This window comes from Streptococcus sp. ELY_137, from assembly GCF_058314515.1.
Window position 1 is genome coordinate 187,403 of record NZ_JBZFUL010000001.1, and the last position, 19,237, is coordinate 206,639.

Annotated in this window: 21 protein-coding genes and 1 pseudogene; 17 read left to right on the top strand and 5 right to left on the bottom strand. The window is 41.0% G+C overall.

The annotated features are described in order from the left end of the window. Positions 1-630: 630 nt before the first annotated feature. Positions 631-1,836, top strand: a pseudogene (gene mltG, locus AC4HAO_RS00890) (endolytic transglycosylase MltG); the annotation flags it as partial. A 138-nt stretch (positions 1,837-1,974) separates the two neighbouring features. Next, complete coding sequence (greA, locus tag AC4HAO_RS00895) at positions 1,975-2,460, top strand: transcription elongation factor GreA (protein WP_447452764.1); 486 nt, start codon at positions 1,975-1,977, stop codon at positions 2,458-2,460. A gap of 442 nt (positions 2,461-2,902) precedes the next feature. Here the strand turns inward: greA and yidC are convergent, their stop codons facing one another. Together yidC and AC4HAO_RS00905 are read right to left on the bottom strand one after the other, a co-directional pair. Next, positions 2,903-3,829 carry a membrane protein insertase YidC gene (yidC, locus tag AC4HAO_RS00900; protein ID WP_491093390.1) on the bottom strand — a complete coding sequence of 309 codons (927 nt, stop codon included), beginning with the start codon at positions 3,827-3,829 and terminating at the stop codon, positions 2,903-2,905. Positions 3,830-3,910: 81 nt separating this feature from the next. Then, entirely contained in the window at positions 3,911-4,189 is a 279-nt protein-coding gene (locus tag AC4HAO_RS00905; protein ID WP_447452767.1) for an acylphosphatase, read from the bottom strand. A 56-nt stretch (positions 4,190-4,245) separates the two neighbouring features. Between AC4HAO_RS00905 and AC4HAO_RS00910 the strand changes: the two genes are divergently transcribed. From AC4HAO_RS00910 to AC4HAO_RS00920, 3 genes are read left to right on the top strand one after another with little or no spacing between them, the layout of a single operon-like run. Next, positions 4,246-4,986, top strand: coding sequence for a TrmH family RNA methyltransferase (locus AC4HAO_RS00910; RefSeq protein WP_491093389.1), 741 nt, complete (start codon positions 4,246-4,248; stop codon positions 4,984-4,986). 40 nt (positions 4,987-5,026) lie between these two features. Further along, a complete protein-coding gene (locus tag AC4HAO_RS00915; protein ID WP_447452769.1) occupies positions 5,027-5,530 on the top strand; it encodes an HDIG domain-containing metalloprotein in 504 nt (167 codons plus the stop codon). A 24-nt stretch (positions 5,531-5,554) separates the two neighbouring features. Beyond that, entirely contained in the window at positions 5,555-6,244 is a 690-nt protein-coding gene (locus AC4HAO_RS00920; RefSeq protein WP_491134284.1) for a Bax inhibitor-1/YccA family protein, read from the top strand. A gap of 124 nt (positions 6,245-6,368) precedes the next feature. Here the strand turns inward: AC4HAO_RS00920 and AC4HAO_RS00925 are convergent, their stop codons facing one another. Further along, the gene (locus AC4HAO_RS00925) at positions 6,369-7,034 is read right to left on the bottom strand and encodes a DUF6287 domain-containing protein (protein WP_491093387.1); all 666 of its coding nucleotides are present in this window, start codon (positions 7,032-7,034) and stop codon (positions 6,369-6,371) included. 144 nt (positions 7,035-7,178) lie between these two features. Here AC4HAO_RS00925 and trhO point away from each other — a divergent pair, with 144 nt between their 5' ends. Beyond that, entirely contained in the window at positions 7,179-8,165 is a 987-nt protein-coding gene (trhO, locus tag AC4HAO_RS00930; protein WP_491093386.1) for an oxygen-dependent tRNA uridine(34) hydroxylase TrhO, read from the top strand. A gap of 149 nt (positions 8,166-8,314) precedes the next feature. Here trhO and AC4HAO_RS00935 read toward each other — a convergent pair whose 3' ends face one another. Then, entirely contained in the window at positions 8,315-8,491 is a 177-nt protein-coding gene (locus AC4HAO_RS00935; RefSeq protein ID WP_447452775.1) for a DUF3042 family protein, read from the bottom strand. Positions 8,492-8,561: 70 nt separating this feature from the next. Between AC4HAO_RS00935 and miaA the strand changes: the two genes are divergently transcribed. From miaA to AC4HAO_RS00980, 9 genes are all read left to right on the top strand, one after another. Then, positions 8,562-9,458, top strand: a complete 897-nt coding sequence (gene miaA, locus AC4HAO_RS00940) for a tRNA (adenosine(37)-N6)-dimethylallyltransferase MiaA (RefSeq protein ID WP_447452776.1) — start codon at positions 8,562-8,564, stop codon at positions 9,456-9,458. Between the two features lie 43 nt (positions 9,459-9,501). After that, complete coding sequence (locus AC4HAO_RS00945) at positions 9,502-11,634, top strand: Tex family protein (protein ID WP_491134285.1); 2,133 nt, start codon at positions 9,502-9,504, stop codon at positions 11,632-11,634. Then, positions 11,621-12,076 (top strand): SprT family protein, encoded by a 456-nt coding sequence (locus tag AC4HAO_RS00950; protein WP_491134286.1) that lies wholly within the window; start codon positions 11,621-11,623, stop codon positions 12,074-12,076. The genes AC4HAO_RS00945 and AC4HAO_RS00950 overlap by 14 nt, the downstream gene beginning before the upstream one ends. 109 nt (positions 12,077-12,185) lie before the next feature. Next, positions 12,186-12,455, top strand: a complete 270-nt coding sequence (locus tag AC4HAO_RS00955) for a PspC domain-containing protein (RefSeq protein ID WP_447452779.1) — start codon at positions 12,186-12,188, stop codon at positions 12,453-12,455. A gap of 201 nt (positions 12,456-12,656) precedes the next feature. Next, positions 12,657-13,586: an HPr(Ser) kinase/phosphatase gene (hprK, locus tag AC4HAO_RS00960; RefSeq protein WP_447452780.1), complete on the top strand. Its 930-nt coding sequence runs from the start codon at positions 12,657-12,659 to the stop codon at positions 13,584-13,586. Continuing rightward, positions 13,583-14,368 (top strand): prolipoprotein diacylglyceryl transferase, encoded by a 786-nt coding sequence (gene lgt / locus AC4HAO_RS00965; RefSeq protein ID WP_491092531.1) that lies wholly within the window; start codon positions 13,583-13,585, stop codon positions 14,366-14,368. The genes hprK and lgt overlap by 4 nt, the downstream gene beginning before the upstream one ends. A 27-nt stretch (positions 14,369-14,395) precedes the next feature. Beyond that, positions 14,396-14,794 carry a DUF948 domain-containing protein gene (locus AC4HAO_RS00970; protein WP_447452781.1) on the top strand — a complete coding sequence of 133 codons (399 nt, stop codon included), beginning with the start codon at positions 14,396-14,398 and terminating at the stop codon, positions 14,792-14,794. Positions 14,795-14,796: 2 nt separating this feature from the next. Beyond that, positions 14,797-15,228: a YtxH domain-containing protein gene (locus AC4HAO_RS00975; RefSeq protein WP_491092526.1), complete on the top strand. Its 432-nt coding sequence runs from the start codon at positions 14,797-14,799 to the stop codon at positions 15,226-15,228. A 353-nt stretch (positions 15,229-15,581) separates the two neighbouring features. Continuing rightward, the gene (locus AC4HAO_RS00980) at positions 15,582-16,376 is read left to right on the top strand and encodes a DUF6612 family protein (RefSeq protein ID WP_491092525.1); all 795 of its coding nucleotides are present in this window, start codon (positions 15,582-15,584) and stop codon (positions 16,374-16,376) included. A 153-nt stretch (positions 16,377-16,529) separates the two neighbouring features. Here the strand turns inward: AC4HAO_RS00980 and AC4HAO_RS00985 are convergent, their stop codons facing one another. Beyond that, the gene (locus AC4HAO_RS00985; protein ID WP_447452784.1) at positions 16,530-16,826 is read right to left on the bottom strand and encodes a DUF3270 family protein; all 297 of its coding nucleotides are present in this window, start codon (positions 16,824-16,826) and stop codon (positions 16,530-16,532) included. 609 nt (positions 16,827-17,435) lie between these two features. Here AC4HAO_RS00985 and AC4HAO_RS00990 point away from each other — a divergent pair. Both AC4HAO_RS00990 and AC4HAO_RS00995 read left to right on the top strand, forming a co-directional pair. Further along, positions 17,436-18,365, top strand: coding sequence for a peptidase U32 family protein (locus AC4HAO_RS00990; RefSeq protein WP_491092524.1), 930 nt, complete (start codon positions 17,436-17,438; stop codon positions 18,363-18,365). A gap of 10 nt (positions 18,366-18,375) precedes the next feature. Further along, positions 18,376-19,116: a lysophospholipid acyltransferase family protein gene (locus AC4HAO_RS00995; protein WP_491134287.1), complete on the top strand. Its 741-nt coding sequence runs from the start codon at positions 18,376-18,378 to the stop codon at positions 19,114-19,116. Positions 19,117-19,237: the final 121 nt, after the last annotated feature.

The window sequence follows — 19,237 nt, forward strand, 5'->3', positions numbered from 1 at the left end:
AAAGGCCAGATTTTGAGCGAATTAGAAGAAGCCAAGCGTTCAAGGGGGATCCAAGATGACGGAACGGTCCAATCAATTGTCGATAGTCTAGATGCCGACAGTAATCGTGAGATTGATCCTAATTTTAATTGGCAGGAGGCTGCAGCCAAGCTGAAAGAACAAGAGGAGCTAGCAGCTAAATCGGCAGAGGAAGAGCAAAAGCGAGCCTTGGCAGAAGCCGAAGCATTAAAAAAAATTCAAGAGCAGGAACATCTAAAAGAATTGAATTTGTTAGGAGAAAGTGTGCCCGAGGATGACGGGGATCTTGAGGAGGGCAGTGGTTTTGTCAGCAGTCTTCCCACCATGCCATCTGAAGCTCCTGAGATTGCTGATGTTGATTTGTCAGGCTTTACTATTCCAATTCCTATCAAGGATATCAACTCAGCTAGTTCCACTATAGGTTTAGTAAACTCAGAAGATGAGGAGAGAAGCGCAGACAGCAGCGATAAAGAGTCCTGGGTCGAGTCTGAATATCAAGAAACTGATAGCATTTCGGAATCTAGCAGTTATTCTGACTACGAGTCAGAGCCTGTTTGGTCTGAGGAAACTGATGACAGCGGTCCCGATGAGGAAGCTGACGATGAAGAACTTGAGCAAGAATCTAAAGCTTCGCGTAAAAATGTCAAACGTAATAAAAAGAAAAAACGTTTAGCTCGCCGTATCAGTACTTGGATTATCAGTCTTATTTTGTTGATGATGATTGCTGGTGGGGCTTATGGGGCCTACTATGTTAAATCCAGCTTGTCACCTGTCAATAGCAAGGCAACGAAGTATGTGACGGTTGAAATACCTAAAGGATCCAGCAGCAAGCAAATTGGTCAAATCTTAGAGAGAAAAGGTTTGATTAAGGATGCTAATGTTTTTAACTACTATACTAAGTTTAAAAATTATAGCAATCTCAAAAATGGTTATTACAATCTCAAGGCTAGTATGAGTGTTGATGAGATAATCAAACAGCTGCAAGCTGGCGGTACGGCTCAGCCTACAGATCCTAACGCAGGTAAAATTGTTATCCCAGAAGGGTATACTGTTGAGCAGATAGCCAAAGCTATCGAAAGTAATGCTAATACTAAAGCAAAAACTGATAAAACACCCTACAATTCTAAAAATTTTCTCAAGTTGATGAAAGATAAAGATTTCGTCAATAAAATGAAGGAGAAGTATCCCAAACTCCTAGCAGATATACCGGATTCCGATAAGGCTAAGTATCAATTGGAAGGTTATCTCTTCCCAGCGACCTATGATTATACAAAGGATGTTAGCTTGGAAGATTTGATTGATCAGATGTTAGGCACTATGGATACTTATCTGGCTGATTATTATGATGCGATTGACCAGTCTAACTATAATGTTAATGAGACGTTAGCTCTTGCTTCTCTGGTTGAAAAAGAAGGGCAGACAGATGATGATCGCCGCAATATCGCTAGTGTCTTTTACAATCGCTTAGATGCTGATATGGAGCTGCAATCCAATATTGCTGTGCTTTATGCTCTTGGGAAATTAGGCGATAAAACATCTCTCAAAGAGGATGCTAATATTGATACCGAAATTGATTCTCCTTACAACGATTACAAGCACAAAGGCATAATGCCTGGGCCAGTTGACAGTCCTAGCTTATCGGCAATTGACGCTACTGTTCACCCAGCAGATACCAAATACCTTTACTTTGTTGCTGACGTTGATACTGGTAATGTTTACTATTCTGAGACCTACGAAGATCACCAAAAAAATGTCGAGACTTACGTTAATAAAAAAGTTTCAGACAATAGTGATTCGAGTTCCAGTAAAGAAAAGTAATTGAGAAATGAGATTCAGGAGTCTGTGATGGTTGTTTCCAGACTTCTGTTTCTGTGTTAGACTTATTTGAAGAAGCAGGCGGGAATAGTCCCAGCCTCCTTTATAGAATATTACATTAAAATAGAAAAGAGAATAAAAATGGCAGAAAAAACTTATCCAATGACTCTTGATGAGAAAGAAAAACTTGAACAGGAATTAGAAGATTTGAAACTTGTTCGCCGTCCAGAAGTTGTGGAACGTATCAAAATTGCTCGTTCTTACGGAGACCTCTCTGAGAATTCAGAATATGATGCTGCTAAGGACGAACAAGCTTTTGTTGAAGGGCAGATCCAAATTTTAGAAACTAAGATTCGCTATGCTGAAATTATTGACAGTGATGCCGTCGCTTCTGACGAAGTCGCTATTGGTAAGACCGTCGTAGTACAAGAAGTTGGCACCAAGGATACAGATACTTATTCTATTGTTGGGGCTGCTGGAGCTGATGTCTTTGCCGGTAAGATTTCTAATGAAAGTCCAATTGCCCAAGCTCTTATTGGTAAAAAAGTGGGTGACACGACCACCATTGAATCGCCAGCTGGCAGCTATGATGTTGAGATTATTAGTGTTAATAAAACAACGGATTAAAAAACATAATAGAAAACGGGTGGATTTTCGCTGATATAATTTTTCCGCCCTTGGTTGAGTCTGAGAGTTTTTGAATCTCAGGCTTTTTTGCTCTTAAGAAGTATCATTATCTTCAGATCTAGCTTTTAGTGGGATGCCTAAAAGCTTATGCCGTAGAAGGTGGTAGCTTTGCTGATTTCTTTAATGCAGCTTCTGAGGGAGCTATCATCGGAGGTGTAGGAGGAGCCGTCACTGGTGGTTTAAATTATTTAATTTAATCAATCATAGCTAGTAATATAAAAACAATTAATCCTATTTTCTAATCTGAAATACAAGAAAAACATATCTGTTGATTTAGTACACTGGTAACAAGAGTGTTTTTGTTGGAAATAATATAAAACTCCCTATGTCGTAAGAATAATCACACCTACGACATAGGGAGCTCTTTTATGGAATGGGAAGACTATTTTTTATGTTTTTGCTTACCAGCGTTACGTTTGCGATTTTTAGTCGTCAGAGCTTGCTGAGATTGTTCAGCTTGCTTAGGTGTAACATCCTTACGAACAGGGGCGGCACTTTTAGGAGCTTTCGGTGGGTTCTTCTTGAATTCTTCTTCGACTTGTTTCTTCAACTTTGGTTTGATGAGGTAGTTGGTAATCAGCTGCTGTAAAATGGAGAAGATCCCGCCGACAAACCAATAGAGAACGACAGCCGATGGCTGAGCTAGACCAAAGAAAACCATCATCAGCGGTGTCATATACATGGTCATTCCAGCTTGTTGGCGCTGCTCTTCTGGCATCTGCTGGACAGCCATCCACGATTGGATAAGATAGAGACCAGCAATAATAATCATCAGGGGAATATCTCGATGGCCAAGGTTGAACCAAAGGAAATCCGAATCAAGAACACCTGGTGTATAGCGGGCTGCAAAGTACATGGCAGAGAAAAAAGGCAGCTGAATTAGGAGCGGCAGACATCCGATTCCCCCCAGCATGCTGACGCCGTTTTCGCGGTTAGCAGCTAGAAGCTCAGTTTGAGCAGCCATTTTTTCCTCTTGGGTTGTCGCTTCCTTCAATCGTTTATTGATAGGTTCAAAGATTGGTGCCAAATGCTCACGTTTAGCAGTCTGGTAAGCAGCACTGCGCGATTGGTGCAAGCCAAGCGGTAGAATTAGGAGGCGAACTAAGACAGTGACAAGAATGATTCCCAGTCCAAAACCGAGACCGAGATCATCGGCGAAATAAGTGATAAGGTGTCCCATCGGTCGACCGATAGTATTCCAAATAGTTCCGGTCGGTTTGCCATTTGAGACACGAACACAACCCGACAGGAGAAGGAGTGTAGACAAACTTATCCCTGCCAACAGTAGACGTTTTATAGTTTTTTTCACAATAAATTCCTCTGATTTTAGTAATACTGTTCTATTTTACTTTTTTTTAGGTAAATTCACAATACTTCTAGAGAAGGATTTTTAATTAGCCATACGAAAATCTGTAAAATCTTCAAAATTAGCCATGCTAACATCTAAATAGGTCACGTTAGACCACGGTGAAGGGCCTTTTCTAATTTCTTGGATAAATTTGGCCAATTTAGCATTATCATTGGACTGAGCTAAGATTTCAACGGTTCCGTCATCCTTATTCCAGACACGTCCATAAATATCACCAATTTCCTTAGCAAGATTAAAGGTAGAGTAGCGGAAACCAACTCCTTGTACGCGCCCCGAGGCAATCATTCTGACTTTCTTCATAAAAATTCCTCCTTTTGACCGAGCTTGACTTTCTCAAGATATGCTATAATAATTATATGATTATTATAACCTCAAAAGCCAATAATCTCATCAAAAAGACAAAGAAACTGCTCCAAAAAAAATATCGCAAGCAGTCTTATCTGATAGAAGGTTGGCATCTCTTTGAAGAAGCCAAGCGTAGCGGAGCCGTTTTTGAGCATATTTTTGTTGTAGAGGAGCAGGCTTATAAGGTTGCTAATCATGAAGGTGTGACTCTTGTGACGCCAGAGGTGCTTAGAGAATTATCTGAAAGTCCGACACCGCAAGGAATTGTTGCTGAGGTTCGTATGGCTTCTCAAACTCTTCCGTTAAAGCTCAAAGGACCCTATTTGATTTTAGAAGATATCCAAGATCCTGGTAATTTAGGAACGATGATTCGTACAGCTGATGCAGCAGGTTTTGAGGCTGTCTTTATTTCTGATAAGTCCGCTGATATTTATAATCAAAAGACCCTGCGTTCCATGCAAGGGAGTCATTTTCATCTTCCTATTTATAAAGGAAGGGTTTTAGATTTTGTAGCAGCTTGTAAAGCAGCTGGTGTTAAGATCATTGCGACAACTTTGGCCAGTAATTCTTTGGACTATCAGGCTGTGAAGGCTGGTGAGCATTTTGCCATTGTTATGGGGAATGAAGGCCAAGGGATTTCGGAGCCGGTAGCTGAGGAAGCTGATATCTTGGCTCATATCACTATGCCAGGTGGAGCTGAGAGTCTCAATGTTGCTGTTGCTGCAGGGATTATAATGTTTCAGTTTATTTAGGAATTTCCTGCTAGTCAGTTAGCAAAGGAGTAAGCAGTTTATGAAACGTTACGAAAAAGATAAAGAATTTATGGCAATTGTTGGCCATTTAATTGAACACCCTAGGTTTCAAAGGCTAGATAAGATTACCCATCACCACTATTCGACACGAATGAAACATTCTATCAATGTGGCTTATTCCAGTTACCGCTTAGCGAAGAAGCTGGGGTGGGATGCGAAGGCAACAGCTAGAGGTGGACTCTTGCATGATTTCTTTTACTATGATTGGCGTGAAACTAAGTTCAATAAGAGCCATGCTTGGGTTCATCCACGAATTGCTGTACGCAATGCTAATAAGTTAACAAGACTTAATAAGAAAGAGAGGGACATTATTCTCAAACATATGTGGGGGGCAACGATTGCCCCGCCTCGCTATAAAGAATCTTATATTGTCACTTTTGTTGATAAGTACTGGGCTATCAAGGAAGGTGCTTATCCTATGCGTCAGCGCTTTAAAAATCGTAAGATTTTTAATCGTAAGCAATTAGGTTCACACAACCATTAATTAGAATGAAGGAGATTATCTATTATGGACTCACAAACAATTATTACTCAGGCCGACGCTGGTTTAAGTCGATTTTTTGCTAAAATTTACGGTTTAGTTGGTTTTGGTATCGGCCTGTCTGCTATTGTTGCAGCACTTATGCTCTATGTTTTCCCTGAGAATATGGCTGCTATTCTTTACAACGCTCCCTACGTTTACTGGGGGGCCCTTATCGTGGAATTGCTCCTAGTTGTCTTTGCTTCAGGGGCGGCTCGTCGCAATAGTCCACTAGCTCTGCCGCTCTTTTTGATTTACTCGGCTTTAAATGGCTTTACTATGAGTTTTTTGGTGGCTATGTATACCCAATCTACAGTCCTAGCTGCCTTCGTCAGCTCGGCCATAGTGTTCTTTGTCATGGCTTTAATTGGGGCGACAACTAAAAAGGATTTATCTGGTATGGCCAAGGCTCTGATAGCTGGTTTGATCGGTATTATCATTGCAAGTGTCGTCAATATATTTATCGGTTCAGGCCCCTTTTCCTTCCTGATTAGTCTTGTGTCTGTTGTGGTATTCTCAGGGTTGATCGCTTATGATAACCAGTTGATTAAGCGAGTTTACGGACAGACCCGCGGTCAGGTGACAGATGGCTGGGCAGTTTCTATGGCTCTTAGTCTTTATTTAGATTTCATCAATCTGTTTATCAATATTTTGCGTATCTTTGGTAGTCGTAACTAGTAACTGGGTTGTTCTGATGCAAACCCCTCCCTTGAAGTAATCCAAGGGAGGGGTTTTATTTGTACAGCAGTAGTAGACATTGTCCTGCATAGGATTAAGCTTATCAGATCCTAGTGGGTCATCATTAATTTAAGCCTTCATAGTCTGCGGAGGTTTTATAGAGGACTTGATTCTTGAACTGATCACTCCCCCCTTCATCTAAGACATCGCTGGCGGCAGTGACTAAGCGATTGCGACTGTTATCAGATGTGTCTGTGCCACTTTGAAAATGACGATCAGGAATCCTTTCACCGGCGCTATACATTAGTATTCCTAGGCTGGTACCGTCTTCATAAGTCACCATCATCAGTGCTTCTCCTTTACCGTCGCGTGTGACGGTTATGCTAGCAGAAGTACCTAAAATATTGGCACTGCCATCCGGAGCGATGATAAGAGTGCGTCCATTTGCATCAGACCAAGTTCCTGCTAAGCTGGAGAAGTCTCCACTTGCTAGGGCATGGTAGTCAAAAGCTGGTTCTGCTGACTGCCCCTGCTCCGTCTTATTAGTATTTTTACTATCCTTACTCTCGTTGCTGCCTGAGTTCTCTGACTTATTTGGAGAGGGTGCTGTCTGGTTGGAAGATTTAGATGTACTAGAATTTTTGCTTTTGGAAGATGAGCGGCTGGTCTGGCTAGTCTTAGGACCATGGGCAGCCTGACTATCTTGCTTCTGACTTTGGATCCCCCAGATACTTAAGGCCAGAATGATAATTGTTAGCCCAGAGATAATAAAAGTTATTTTTTTCTTCATGATATTCTCCTTTGCAGCCCATCATACTATTTTTTATATGGGATGTAAAATAATTTCGGTAGTTTCGACTGGGCACATGTTTGGTCAAATGCTACCCCAGCATGGTATAATGAAGGTCATCTTATTTAAGAAACGAGGATAACAATGTCAAACGATATTCGTGTTCTACTTTATTATAAATATGTCCCCATCGAAAATGCAAAAGCATATGCTCAAATCCATCTTGATTTTTGTAAATCTATTGGCTTGAAAGGGCGGATTTTGATTGCGGATGAGGGTATCAACGGGACTGTTTCTGGTGATTTTGAAACGACCCAAAAATACATGGACTGGGTGCACTCGGATGAGCGTTTTGCAGACCTCTGGTTCAAAATTGACCAAGAGCCCCAGGATGCCTTCAAAAAGATGTTTGTTCGTTATAAAAAAGAAATTGTCCACCTAGGTTTAGAGGACAATGATTTTGATAGCGATATTAACCCACTTGAAACAACGGGTGAGTATCTCAATCCGCAACAATTCAAGGAAGCTCTTCTTGATGAGAATACAGTGGTCCTAGATACACGTAATGATTATGAGTACGATCTTGGACATTTCAAAGGAGCCATTCGTCCAGATATTCGTAACTTCCGCGAGTTGCCACAATGGGTTCGTGACAACAAGGAGAAATTCATGGAGAAACGTGTGGTGGTCTACTGTACTGGTGGTGTTCGCTGTGAGAAATTCTCTGGCTGGATGGTCCGTGAAGGCTTCAAGGATGTTGGTCAACTCCACGGTGGTATTGTGACCTACGGTAAGGACCCAGAAGTGCAAGGCGAACTGTGGGACGGGGCTATGTACGTCTTTGATGAGCGCATCTCAGTGCCAATCAACCGGGTCAACCCAACCATTATCAGTAAGGATATGTTTGATGGCACACCGTGTGAACGTTATGTTAATTGTGCTAATCCATTCTGTAATGAACAGGTCTTCATGACCGAAGAAAACGAGCATAAGTATGTTCGTGGCTGTTCTGCAGAATGCCGTGCTCATGCGAGAAACCGCTATGTCGAAGAGCATGGATTGACCCATGAAGAATGGGCAGAGCGTCTGTCAGCAATCGGGGAAAGTCTAGCAGAAGTCCAAGAAGCATAAAATAGGAAACCTTTAGATGGTTAATGAAGCCCTCTAAAGGTTTTTCGTCTTATTGTCATTAACTGGTTCTTGGTCAACGGCATTGGTCGGTGAAAAGTTTATTAGAAAAAAGGAATGATAAAAAAACACAATCCCTAAGGGGCTGTGTTTTAACGTGCGATGCGTTTTCTTGCAGCTTTTTTACGATTTTCTTCGATGAAGGCTGCTTTCTTTTCTTCTGGTTCGATAATTGTTTTCTTAACAGCGAATACAGCACCAGCAACGGTAGCAGCTGTACCGATAACACCTGTCGCCAGACCACGAGCAAAAGCATGTTTCTTAGCCATAATGGAGTCTCCTTTTCTTCTTATGTTATAATATATACTAGCAAATTCTCGTTTATTTTCAAGGAAAAAGATGCAGACAAAAATTATTGTAGTAGCAGGTCCAACAGCTGTTGGAAAGACGGCCTTGGGCCTTAATTTAGCCCAAACATTTAATGGTGAGATTATTAGTGGAGATAGCCAGCAGGTTTATCGCTTTCTAGATATCGGAACGGCTAAGGTTAGTTCAGAGGAACAGGCCTTGATTCCTCATCATCTAGTAGATGTTCGAAATCCTGATGAAACATACTCTGCCTATGATTTTGTAACAGAGGCTAAGGAGGCGATCGCTGATATTACTAATCGTGGGAAACTGCCAATTATTGTTGGAGGGACTGGATTATATCTGCAGAGTCTTTTGGAAGGCTACCACCTAGGTGGTTCTGTTGATCAGCAAGCAGTTCTTGATTATCGCAAAGTTTTAGAGCTGATGAGTGATGATCAGCTTCGAATCGAGTTGACAAAGCTAGGCACGATTCCTTCGGAACCCAATCGCAGGCGGCTTATCCGAGCTCTAGAGCTAGCTAAATTTGGCCGTGATTTAAAAAATCGTCCATCTAATTATGATGCTTATATCATTGGATTGAATGATGAACGCCAGCGCCTGTATGAGCGTATTAATCAGCGTGTTGATGCTATGATGAATCAAGGCTTGCTTGAGGAGGCCAAGTGGCTCTACGATCATTATCCCGATGCTCAGGCAGCCAGAGCTATTGGCTATAAGGAATTTTTCCCCTACTTTAAAGGGGAGCAGGATTTATCAGGGGCAGTTGATAAGCTTAAGCAGAATACTCGACATTTTGCTAAACGTCAGTTGACTTGGTTTCGCAATCGTATGGCAGTTGATTTCTATGACGTTTCCGACCCTCGCGTTCAAGAGACTATTGAGGCAGCGATTCGTACATTTTTAGAGAAAAAAATTGGGGAATAGGCTGGTCTTGTCTCTCTAGGTTTATGGTATAATGAATAACGTTATGGAAAATTCAAATATGACAATGATTGCTCAAGAACTGGGTATTAAAGAAAAGCAAGTTCAGGCTGTGTTAGAACTGACAGAAGAAGGTAATACAATTCCCTTTATTGCGCGTTATCGTAAGGAGAAAACTGGAAATCTTGATGAAGTTCTGATTAAGTCTATTATTGATACGGATAAATCTCTGAGTGCCTTAGCGCAACGTAAGGAGAGTGTCTTAGCTAAGATTGAAGAGCAAGGTAAGCTGACACCAGAACTCAAACAGGCTATAGAGTCTGCTGAAAAGTTGGTAGAAGTTGAAGAGCTCTACTTGCCTTATAAGGAGAAACGTCGTACGAAGGCGACTATTGCTCGTGAAGCAGGCTTGTCAGGCTTGACCCGCCTCATTTTACAAGACAAGACTGACTTAGAAAAGCAAGCAGAAAGTTTCGTTAGTGAAGCCTTTCCAACGGTAGAAAAGGCTCTAGCTGGGGCGATAGATATCTTGATTGAAGTTCTTTCTGAGGACAACCACTTGCGTTCTTGGACTTATAATGAAATTTGGCAGTACAGTCGTCTGTGTTCCCAACTAAAAGATGAGTCCGTCGATGAGAAACAGGTATTTCAGATTTACTATGATTTTTCAGAAAAAATTTCGGAAATTCAGGGTTATCGCGTACTTGCCCTTAATCGTGGCGAAAAATTGGGAGCACTCAAGGTAACATTTGAACACCACATTGATAAAATTATCCGTTTCTACGAAGCGCGTTTTAAGGTTAGAAACAGCTATATTGACGAAGCAATCAGCAAAGCTGCTAAGGCTAAGATTGTTCCAGCTATGGAACGCCGTATTCGTACAGAGTTGACAGAAACTGCAGAGGATGGAGCTATTCAGCTATTTTCTGATAATCTTCGCCACCTGCTTTTAGTCTCTCCTCTTAAAGGGAAAGTTGTACTAGGGTTTGACCCTGCCTTTCGAACTGGAGCAAAATTAGCTGTTATTGATCAAACTGGCAAACTCTTGACAACTCATGTTATTTATCCAGTAGCTCCTGCTAGTCAGGCTAAGATTGAAAAGAGTAAAGCGGAATTAGCTGAGCTGTTGCAGGCCTATCAGGTAGAAATTATTGCTATTGGAAACGGTACAGCTAGTCGCGAAAGTGAAGCCTTTGTTGCAGAAGTGCTTAAAGACTTCTCTGATGTCTCTTATGTTATTGTCAATGAAAGCGGAGCATCCGTGTATTCCGCTTCGGAATTGGCACGTCAAGAGTTTCCAGAATTAAGTGTAGAGAAGCGATCGGCTATTTCCATTGCCCGTCGTTTGCAGGATCCTTTGGCAGAGCTGGTAAAAATTGATCCGAAATCAATTGGTGTCGGCCAGTATCAACACGATGTCAGTCAAAAGAAACTTTCGGAAAACCTTGATTTTGTGGTTAATACAGTGGTGAACCAAGTTGGTGTTAACGTTAATACAGCTAGTCCAGCCCTCTTATCACATGTATCGGGACTCAATAAGGCTATTTCTGAAAATATTGTTAAATTTCGCGAAGCTAACGGTCGTCTGACTTCACGCCAACAAATAAAAGAAGTTCCCCGTTTGGGTGATAAAGCCTTTGAGCAGGCGGCTGGTTTCTTACGTATTCCTAATGGTAGTAATGTGTTAGATAATACGGGTGTCCATCCAGAGTCCTATCCAGCGGTTGAAGAGCTGTTTAACCGTCTGGCTATCGAGGATTTGGATGATGAAGCTAAGGAAAAATTGGCAGCGGTTGATATTGTTGATATGGCAGCTAATTTAGGATTGGGACAGGAAACTCTGCAGGATATTATTGCTGACTTGCTCAAACCAGGTCGCGATTTGCGAGATGACTTTGAGGCACCAACTTTGCGGCAGGATGTTTTAGATTTAAAAGATTTAGAAATTGGTCAGCAGCTAGAGGGAATAGTCCGTAATGTCGTGGATTTTGGGGCTTTTGTAGATGTCGGTGTGCATGAGGATGGTCTTATCCATATTTCTGAAATGTCCAAGAACTTTGTTAAGCATCCTAGTCAAGTGGTTTCTGTAGGTGATATTGTGACTGTCTGGGTCTCCAAGGTCGACTTGGATCGCGAAAAACTAAATCTTTCTCTGGTGGCTCCGCGTGAAACTGATTGACTATGTCAAACAGGTATCCCTAGAAGATTTTGGTTTGCCTTTTGTTCATGAGGCTACCTGGAATAAGCGGCTGCGTTCCACTGGTGGGCGTTTCTTTCCCAAGGATGGCCATTTGGATTTTAATCCTACAATGTACGAAAAATTGGATAGGAAAACCTTTCGTCAAATTGTACGACATGAACTCTGTCATTACCATCTCTACTTTGCTGGTAAGGGCTATAAGCATGGGGATGCTGATTTCAAACGTTTGCTCAGGGAGGTAGGCGGTTTGCGCTATGCTCCTGCGACTCACCCTTCCCCCTCTTATTGCTATCAGTGTCAGGGCTGTGGACAGCTGTATTTCAGACAGCGTCGAGTCAATCTTCAGAAATTTCGCTGCGGTCGTTGCCGCGGGACACTTATATTGTTACCATCGGATTTTAGCTGTAAAAATCAGCCCTAGGGCTGATTTTATTTTGCTATCAAGACAGTATACTATTAGTAAAGTAAGGGGAGTGTGGGGTAGTAACAGGAATCCATCACTCCAAAGTTTAGGAAGCGAGGAAACTCGGATGACAGAATTTTATAAAAAGCGGCAGGGTCGGATATTATGCGGTGTCCTAGCTGGCTTGTCAGAGAAGTTTGGTTGGGATATTACTTTAGCGCGCGTGCTCTTTGCGGTATTTGCTTACTTTACAGGTGGTTTTGGTATCTTTCTTTACATCCTATTAGCGGTTTTGCTTCCTAATAAAGAGGATATTGAGCGCGATAAATATGGTACAGGTCCCAGACGCCGAAAAGATGCAGAAGTTGTCGACGATGATCATAAGTGGTTTTGGTGAATCGTATTAAGAGAGTTGGGTTTCCAGCTCTTTTGTTTTATTCAAATAATTTTTGGATTTACTTGTTTTTGCTAGAATACTAGTTTTATCTGGATTTAGTCGCTTCGAAACTAGCAGTCAGCAATAGATGTATATTAGCCCTTTAGCCTTACTCAGCTTTTATGATATAATAAGGCTATTAAATAGAAATGAGAAAAGCCTATGACTGTTACTGTTGATATGCTAGCTAAAAAGGTTAAGTTGGAAGCGGTATATACCCAGCCAGAATTCTTGCAAAAAGAAATTACGACTTCGGATATTTCGCGTCCAGGCTTGGAGTTAACTGGGTACTTCGACTATTATTCGCCTGAGCGTGTTCAGTTGATGGGGATGAAGGAATGGTCCTACATGATGGCTATGACCTCTCACAACCGTTATTCAGTTTTACGAGCTATGTTTCGCCCCGAAACACCAGCTTTAGTGGTCGCTCGTGACTTGGAAATTCCTGAGGAACTGCTGAAAGCCGCCCAAGAAGGTGAGACTCCTATTTTTCAGTCTCATCAGGCAACATCCAGTATCTCAGGAGACATGTCTTGGTACCTCAATTCTTGTCTAGCTGAACGTACCAGCGTTCATGGTGTTCTCGTTGATATTTATGGCATGGGAGTTCTTATTCAGGGAGATTCCGGCATCGGTAAGAGCGAAACTGGCTTGGAACTGGTTAAGCGTGGCCATCGCCTTGTTGCTGATGATCGCGTGGATATCTATGCTAAAGATGAGGAAACACTTTGGGGGGAACCGGCTGAAATTTTACGCCACCTTTTGGAGATTCGAGGGGTCGGTATTATTGATGTAATGAGCCTTTACGGTGCTAGTGCTGTCCGTAATTCTTCTCAAGTGCAGCTGTCCATTTATCTAGAGAATTTTGAGAAGGGTAAGGTCTTTGATCGCTTAGGCAACGGCAATGAAGAAATTGAATTACAAGGAGTTAAAATTCCGCGGGTGCGCATTCCTGTTAAAACAGGCCGTAATGTATCGGTTGTAATTGAAGCAGCGGCTATGAATCAGAGGGCTAAGCAGATGGGCTTTGATGCGACAAAAACTTTTGAAGATCGTCTAACCAGCCTGATTAGCCAGAATGGTGAGAACTGATGGATCCAATAGCTTTTCAATTTGGTCCGATAGTCATTCGTTGGTATTCCCTTTGTATTGTAACAGGCATGGTGGCAGCTGTTTGGCTGGCAATGAGAGAAGCACCCCGTAAAGGAATGACGTCGGATGATATTATAGATTTTATTTTAATCGCTTTTCCTTTAGCTATTGTTGGTGCACGGCTCTATTATGTGGCCTTTGACTGGGATTATTATGCGAGTAACCCACTAGAAATTCTTGCCACTTGGCATGGTGGAATCGCTATCTATGGAGCCCTTCTAACAGGAGTTGCAGTCATGCTGATCTTTGCTCATTGGCGAAAGATTATTGTCTATGATTTCTTGGATATTGCTGCGCCAGGCGTTATGCTGGCTCAGAGTTTAGGTCGCTGGGGCAATTTTTTCAATCAGGAAGCTTATGGCAAGGCGGTGGCCCACCTTAATTATCTACCCAAATTTATTCAAAAGCAGATGTACATTGAGGGGAGTTATCGAGTTCCTACTTTCTTATATGAATCCCTTTGGAACTTGCTCGGTTTTGCTATCATTATGAGTTTGCGCCATCGTCCTAAGTTACTGCGGCAAGGGGAGGTAGCGTGGTTTTATCTCATTTGGTACGGTTGCGGTCGCTTTATCATTGAAGGTTTGCGGACTGATAGTCTTATGTGGGGCGGATTGAGAGTGTCGCAGTGGCTTTCGGCCCTCCTTGTCTTAGTAGGAATTGCCATGACTATTCATGGACGTAGGATAGGGCGACAGCCCTACTATCAAGAAACAGAGTAAAATTTTATAATGATAGAGGAGACATGTATGGTAGGATATGCACTGTTAATTATTGCCTTGGCTTTTGTTGCCCTGGTTATCTATTTAGTGATTGTTTTGCACAAGATTGCTGGAACAGTTGATGAAACTAAGCGAACAATTTCGCTGTTAACGTCGGATCTTGATGTGACCTTGCACCAAACTAATGAACTTATCAGCAAGGCTAATGTCTTGGTTGATGATGTCAATAGTAAGATGGCCACTATTGATCCCTTGTTTGAAGCTGTAGCTGATGTATCTGTCAGTGTTTCTGATCTTAATAGTCAAGCGCGGACGCTCGGCAAAAAGGCAACGAAAGCTGGCTCTAATGCAGCCAAAGCTGGGACAGCAGCAACAGTCTATCGTTTTGCTAGCAAGCTATTTAGAAAGAAAGATAAGGAGGTTTAAATATGGGTAAGGTTTTTAAAACATTAGTATCGGGTGCAGTTTTAGGTGTGGCAGCGGGTTATTTCCTGTCTACGAAAAAGGGACAAGAGTTCAAGGAGAAGGCTGTTGACTTTGCAAAGGATTATAAGGATAATCCTGAGGTCTACAACCAGGCAGCAAAGGAGAAGGCTGCGTTTTATAAGGATGCAGCTCTTCATACCGTTAAAGATTATAAAGAGAAATTTGAAACAGGTGAGCTGACTAAGGATGATGTTATCGAAAATGTCAAGGATAAGGCTGTGCAGGCGAGTGAATTTGCTAACGATCAGGTTCTAGCTTTTCGAGATAAATTTGCTAAGGTGCCAAAAGAAGGTGCCTCGCAGACGCAGGCAGAAGTTGATGATATTATTATTGACTATCCAGCAGATGATGGTGATGAGGAAACACCGGAATAAGAAATTTAAAAAGTAGATTTAAATGAAGAGTGCTTCAAGCGTAGAATTTAGCTAACGTTTGAGGTGCTTTTCTTTTTTACCGATCGGCAAGTCAAAAGTTCATCTTGCAGTTGCAAGTGAATTTTGTCTTTCTGCTACCCATTGTAAGGTAAGGGAGGTTGCTTCCTTTGTAGGGAGGGAGTTCAAGTGCTAATAAAAGCCTAATTACTTTTAAAAAGAGACGCTAGGCCGAGCAAATTTCCTTATTGATTTTTACAATTTCTTTAAGAAATAAAAAAGATAATGAAAAGGTTTACAAAGTGTGCTAAACTAGGAAATGAAGGGGAAATAATCCAAATAAGGAGGAGAGCCTTATGGGAAAAACTTTAAAAATTTTATGCATCACTGCTGTTAGTCTATTTTTTTTGACAGCCTGCAATACAAAAGACACAGACAATAAGGTTTACCAAGAAAAAATGACGGTTGCCAAAGTTATTAAGAAAGCTAAAAAGGCTAATCAAGATATAGAAACAGTTCATTTTGATATGGTTCTTTCTACCCACTCCAGCAGTGGAAAGAAATCACAAAAGATGAAGGCCGATCTTGATTATGGTAGTCAGGCTAGTAAGTTGCAGCGTGCAAGAGGGGTGATTAGAACAAAGGAGAATGGTATAGAAAATTACCAAGAATTTATCATGGCTGATAAAGGCTCTATTTATTCAAGAGATAGCCAAGCTGGTTCTTGGAGTGGAGGACAGCAATCTTTTGATAACTATAATGTTGATCCGGATTATTTTGATTTCTTGGACATTGTTTATTCGATGAAGGATGATTTCAAATTAAAAGAAGGCAAAAACACCTATACCTTGGTTTTAAAGAGTCAAAATATAGATCTTGTTTCTCTTTTTAGTGAGGAGTTAAATTTGTCGTTAACTGGTTACAGTCAAGGTGACATGAAGAAAACATTTGAAGTTTCTTTTGACAAAGAAGATTTCTATCTAACAGATTTTTCGATGACCATGGCCTATAAAAAAGCTCCTAGAAGAGTAAATATAAAGGTGAAATCAACTTATTCTAAGTGGAATAAGGTTAAAAAGTCTAAGTTTGAGGCTCCAGATGATATTCTCAATGATTCCGGTAGCGTCGGTGACACAGAAGAGATCAGCTAGTGGAGTGGTCTGGCAGTGCAAGATTTTGAAAGATCAAAAGTTTTTAAGGGATAAATGTTTAACATTATAGATAAGTTGGAGGCTGAAAAAATCTCTTGTTGACGGCTACTAGGTAGATTTGAAACCTAAAAAAATGGTTCAACCGAACCATTTTTATTTTTTCTTCATAGATAGGACAAAAGTAGAAATCGTTGATGTGATAGCAATTCCTAGGAGGAGAGCTAGGGTAAAGGAAACAAGGGTTCCAAGCCCCAGTGCTAAAAAGAGAAAAGTTAAGAGGACAGATGAGATAGAGAAGAGGGCAATGCGGGCAAAGAACAGAAGCTCACGTAACTTGGCACTCTGAGTATCTATTTCATAAAATTCTTGGTATTTTGGTTCAGATTGATTAAGTGATTTGGATTCTTGATTATCAATATAATCAAAATCATGTTGGCGTTGGGCTGCCATAATAAACTCCTTTCGCTAAGATATAAATAAAGGGTTATTAAAAGATAGATAAATGAGGGCTCAGAGACCAGCTTACTTTTCCAATAGGAATAAATCTAGCATGCCGACAGAGCCTCCTCCCTTTTTTATACTAGCAAGATAGGTAACTTTGTTAGGTTGGTAATATTCTAACATAAAATTAGAAATCTGTCACGAAATTTCAGCAATATCAAGGTTTTTTGGCTATTAAAAAAGGAAAGGAGTCAATTTTTGATTAAAATTGCGACAATTCTCATCTATAAAATGGTAAATAACTACGACTCAAGGAAAATCAAAATCAGACTGGGCAATGATCTACAGACAGCTTAAACGAGCCAGTGGATAGTTTAGATTTAACAATGATAAAGAAGCTAGTTGGTCAGATGATTTAGAACTAGCTCAGAAGGGCCCCTTTTGTGGTCTAGAATAAGCTCAGTGGAGCTGATATCATAAGTCAAAGATATATCGAGATTTTCGAAAAGCATGAGAAATGGTTGAATAGTAAGGCAATTCTGCTGTTAAACAAAAGTGTTTTTCTCCTAGCTTGCTTAGGCTTTATATCCTGTAAAAATCTGCTATAATAAAGATATTATGGAAAAAATTATTATAACAGCAACCGCAGAGAGTGTGGGACAGGCTGAAGCTTTGTTAAAAGCGGGGGTTGATCGTATTTATGTAGGGGAGAAAGCTTTTGGATTGCGACTGCCTAAAACTTTCTCAGACAAAGAATTGGAACGAATAGCCCAGTTAGTACATGAAGCAGGAAAGACATTAACAGTGGCCGTCAATGCCCTGATGCATCAGGCTATGATGGATGCCTTGCCTGAATATTTGGATTTTCTTGAAAAGATTGGTGCTGATTACATTACTGTGGGTGACGCAGGGGTACTCTATATTTGTCAACGAGATAAGCGTCCTTTTAAGATTATCTACGATGCTTCGACCATGGTTACTTCTAGTCGTCAGGTTAATTTTTGGGGCAAAGTAGCAGGTGTTTCAGAGGCTGTTTTAGCACGGGAAATTCCTTCAGCTGAACTCTTTAAGATGTCGGAGAATCTGGAGATACCGGCTGAAGTTTTGGTTTATGGCGCTAGTGTTATTCATCACTCTAAGCGCCCACTGCTGCAAAATTACTATAATTTTACTCACATTGATGATGAAAAGACGCGCCAGCGGGATCTTTTCTTATCTGAACCAAGTGACCACGACTCCCATTATTCTATCTATGAAGATAATCATGGAACACATATATTTGCCAATAATGACCTCGATTTAATGAGTAAACTGTCTGATTTAGTTGAGCATGGTTATAGACATTGGAAGTTAGATGGGATTTATACACCAGGCGATCATTTTGTGCAGATAGCTGAATATTTTACTAAGGCACGTGATTTGATAGTAGCTGGTCAATGGTCATCAGATCAAGCCTTCCTTTTTGATGAGTCTATTCGTAAGCTTCACCCGGCTAATCGCAATCTAGATACAGGATTCTATGACTTTGATCCTGATTTGGTTAAGTAGGAGGATTTTTATGTTTTATGCTTATTTACGCTGGCTGGTCTCCTTTTTGGTGTGGGTAGTCAATGGTAACGCTCATTATCATAATCGTAATAATCTGCTGGATCCTCAAGAAAACTATGTCTTAGTGGCTCCTCACCGCACATGGTGGGATCCAATTTATCTTGCGTTTGCGACTAAACCTAAGCAATTTCTTTTTATGGCTAAAAAAGAACTGTTTAACAACCGTATCTTTGGCTGGTGGATTCGTATGTGCGGAGCGTTTCCGATTGACCGTGACAATCCAGGACAGGAGGCTATTAAGTATCCTGTACAAATGCTGAAGAAGAGTCAACGCTCTTTGATCATGTTTCCGAGCGGTAGTCGCCATTCAACAGATGTCAAAGGCGGTGTAGCGGTTATTGCCAAGATGGCCAAGGTCAAAATTCAGCCGGCTGTTTACAGTGGTCCTCGATCCTTTTCTGGTTTACTCAAAGGGGAGCGTATTGATATGAACTTTGGTCAACCAATTGATATTTCTGATGTTAAGCGCTTGAATGATCAGGGCATCGAGACTGTTGCTAATCGTGTCCAAACTGCTTTTCGTCAACTAGATAGCCAAAACGAAGATTATAATGACCACAAAAAACTCAATCCCCTGACCTATATTTATCGTCTGCCCTTGGGAGTAATTGCCTTTATTTTAGTTATCTTAACGATGGCTTTCAGTTACGTGGCTAGTTTTATCTGGAATCCAGAGCAGCATCGAAAATAGGAAGTGAGATCGGACAAAAAATTCGTCCATAATCAAGATTATCCCCTCACCCTAAAGCAATCCGTTTGGATTGTTTTTTTTATTTTACGAACTAATAAATGAAGAGGAAAACAAAATGGCA

What these genes read in the sequence shown, in the direction of transcription:
- greA (WP_447452764.1), top strand. Translation starts at nt 1,975, where the DNA reads ATGGCAGAAAAAACTTATCCAATGACTCTTGATGAGAAAGAAAAACTT.
- AC4HAO_RS00905 (WP_447452767.1), bottom strand. Translation starts at nt 4,189, where the DNA reads ATGAAGAAAGTCAGAATGATTGCCTCGGGGCGCGTACAAGGAGTTGGT.
- AC4HAO_RS00910 (WP_491093389.1), top strand. Translation starts at nt 4,246, where the DNA reads ATGATTATTATAACCTCAAAAGCCAATAATCTCATCAAAAAGACAAAG.
- AC4HAO_RS00915 (WP_447452769.1), top strand. Translation starts at nt 5,027, where the DNA reads ATGAAACGTTACGAAAAAGATAAAGAATTTATGGCAATTGTTGGCCAT.
- AC4HAO_RS00920 (WP_491134284.1), top strand. Translation starts at nt 5,555, where the DNA reads ATGGACTCACAAACAATTATTACTCAGGCCGACGCTGGTTTAAGTCGA.
- AC4HAO_RS00925 (WP_491093387.1), bottom strand. Translation starts at nt 7,034, where the DNA reads ATGAAGAAAAAAATAACTTTTATTATCTCTGGGCTAACAATTATCATT.
- trhO (WP_491093386.1), top strand. Translation starts at nt 7,179, where the DNA reads ATGTCAAACGATATTCGTGTTCTACTTTATTATAAATATGTCCCCATC.
- AC4HAO_RS00935 (WP_447452775.1), bottom strand. Translation starts at nt 8,491, where the DNA reads ATGGCTAAGAAACATGCTTTTGCTCGTGGTCTGGCGACAGGTGTTATC.
- miaA (WP_447452776.1), top strand. Translation starts at nt 8,562, where the DNA reads ATGCAGACAAAAATTATTGTAGTAGCAGGTCCAACAGCTGTTGGAAAG.
- AC4HAO_RS00945 (WP_491134285.1), top strand. Translation starts at nt 9,502, where the DNA reads ATGGAAAATTCAAATATGACAATGATTGCTCAAGAACTGGGTATTAAA.
- AC4HAO_RS00955 (WP_447452779.1), top strand. Translation starts at nt 12,186, where the DNA reads ATGACAGAATTTTATAAAAAGCGGCAGGGTCGGATATTATGCGGTGTC.
- hprK (WP_447452780.1), top strand. Translation starts at nt 12,657, where the DNA reads ATGACTGTTACTGTTGATATGCTAGCTAAAAAGGTTAAGTTGGAAGCG.
- AC4HAO_RS00970 (WP_447452781.1), top strand. Translation starts at nt 14,396, where the DNA reads ATGGTAGGATATGCACTGTTAATTATTGCCTTGGCTTTTGTTGCCCTG.
- AC4HAO_RS00975 (WP_491092526.1), top strand. Translation starts at nt 14,797, where the DNA reads ATGGGTAAGGTTTTTAAAACATTAGTATCGGGTGCAGTTTTAGGTGTG.
- AC4HAO_RS00980 (WP_491092525.1), top strand. Translation starts at nt 15,582, where the DNA reads ATGGGAAAAACTTTAAAAATTTTATGCATCACTGCTGTTAGTCTATTT.
- AC4HAO_RS00985 (WP_447452784.1), bottom strand. Translation starts at nt 16,826, where the DNA reads ATGGCAGCCCAACGCCAACATGATTTTGATTATATTGATAATCAAGAA.
- AC4HAO_RS00990 (WP_491092524.1), top strand. Translation starts at nt 17,436, where the DNA reads ATGGAAAAAATTATTATAACAGCAACCGCAGAGAGTGTGGGACAGGCT.
- AC4HAO_RS00995 (WP_491134287.1), top strand. Translation starts at nt 18,376, where the DNA reads ATGTTTTATGCTTATTTACGCTGGCTGGTCTCCTTTTTGGTGTGGGTA.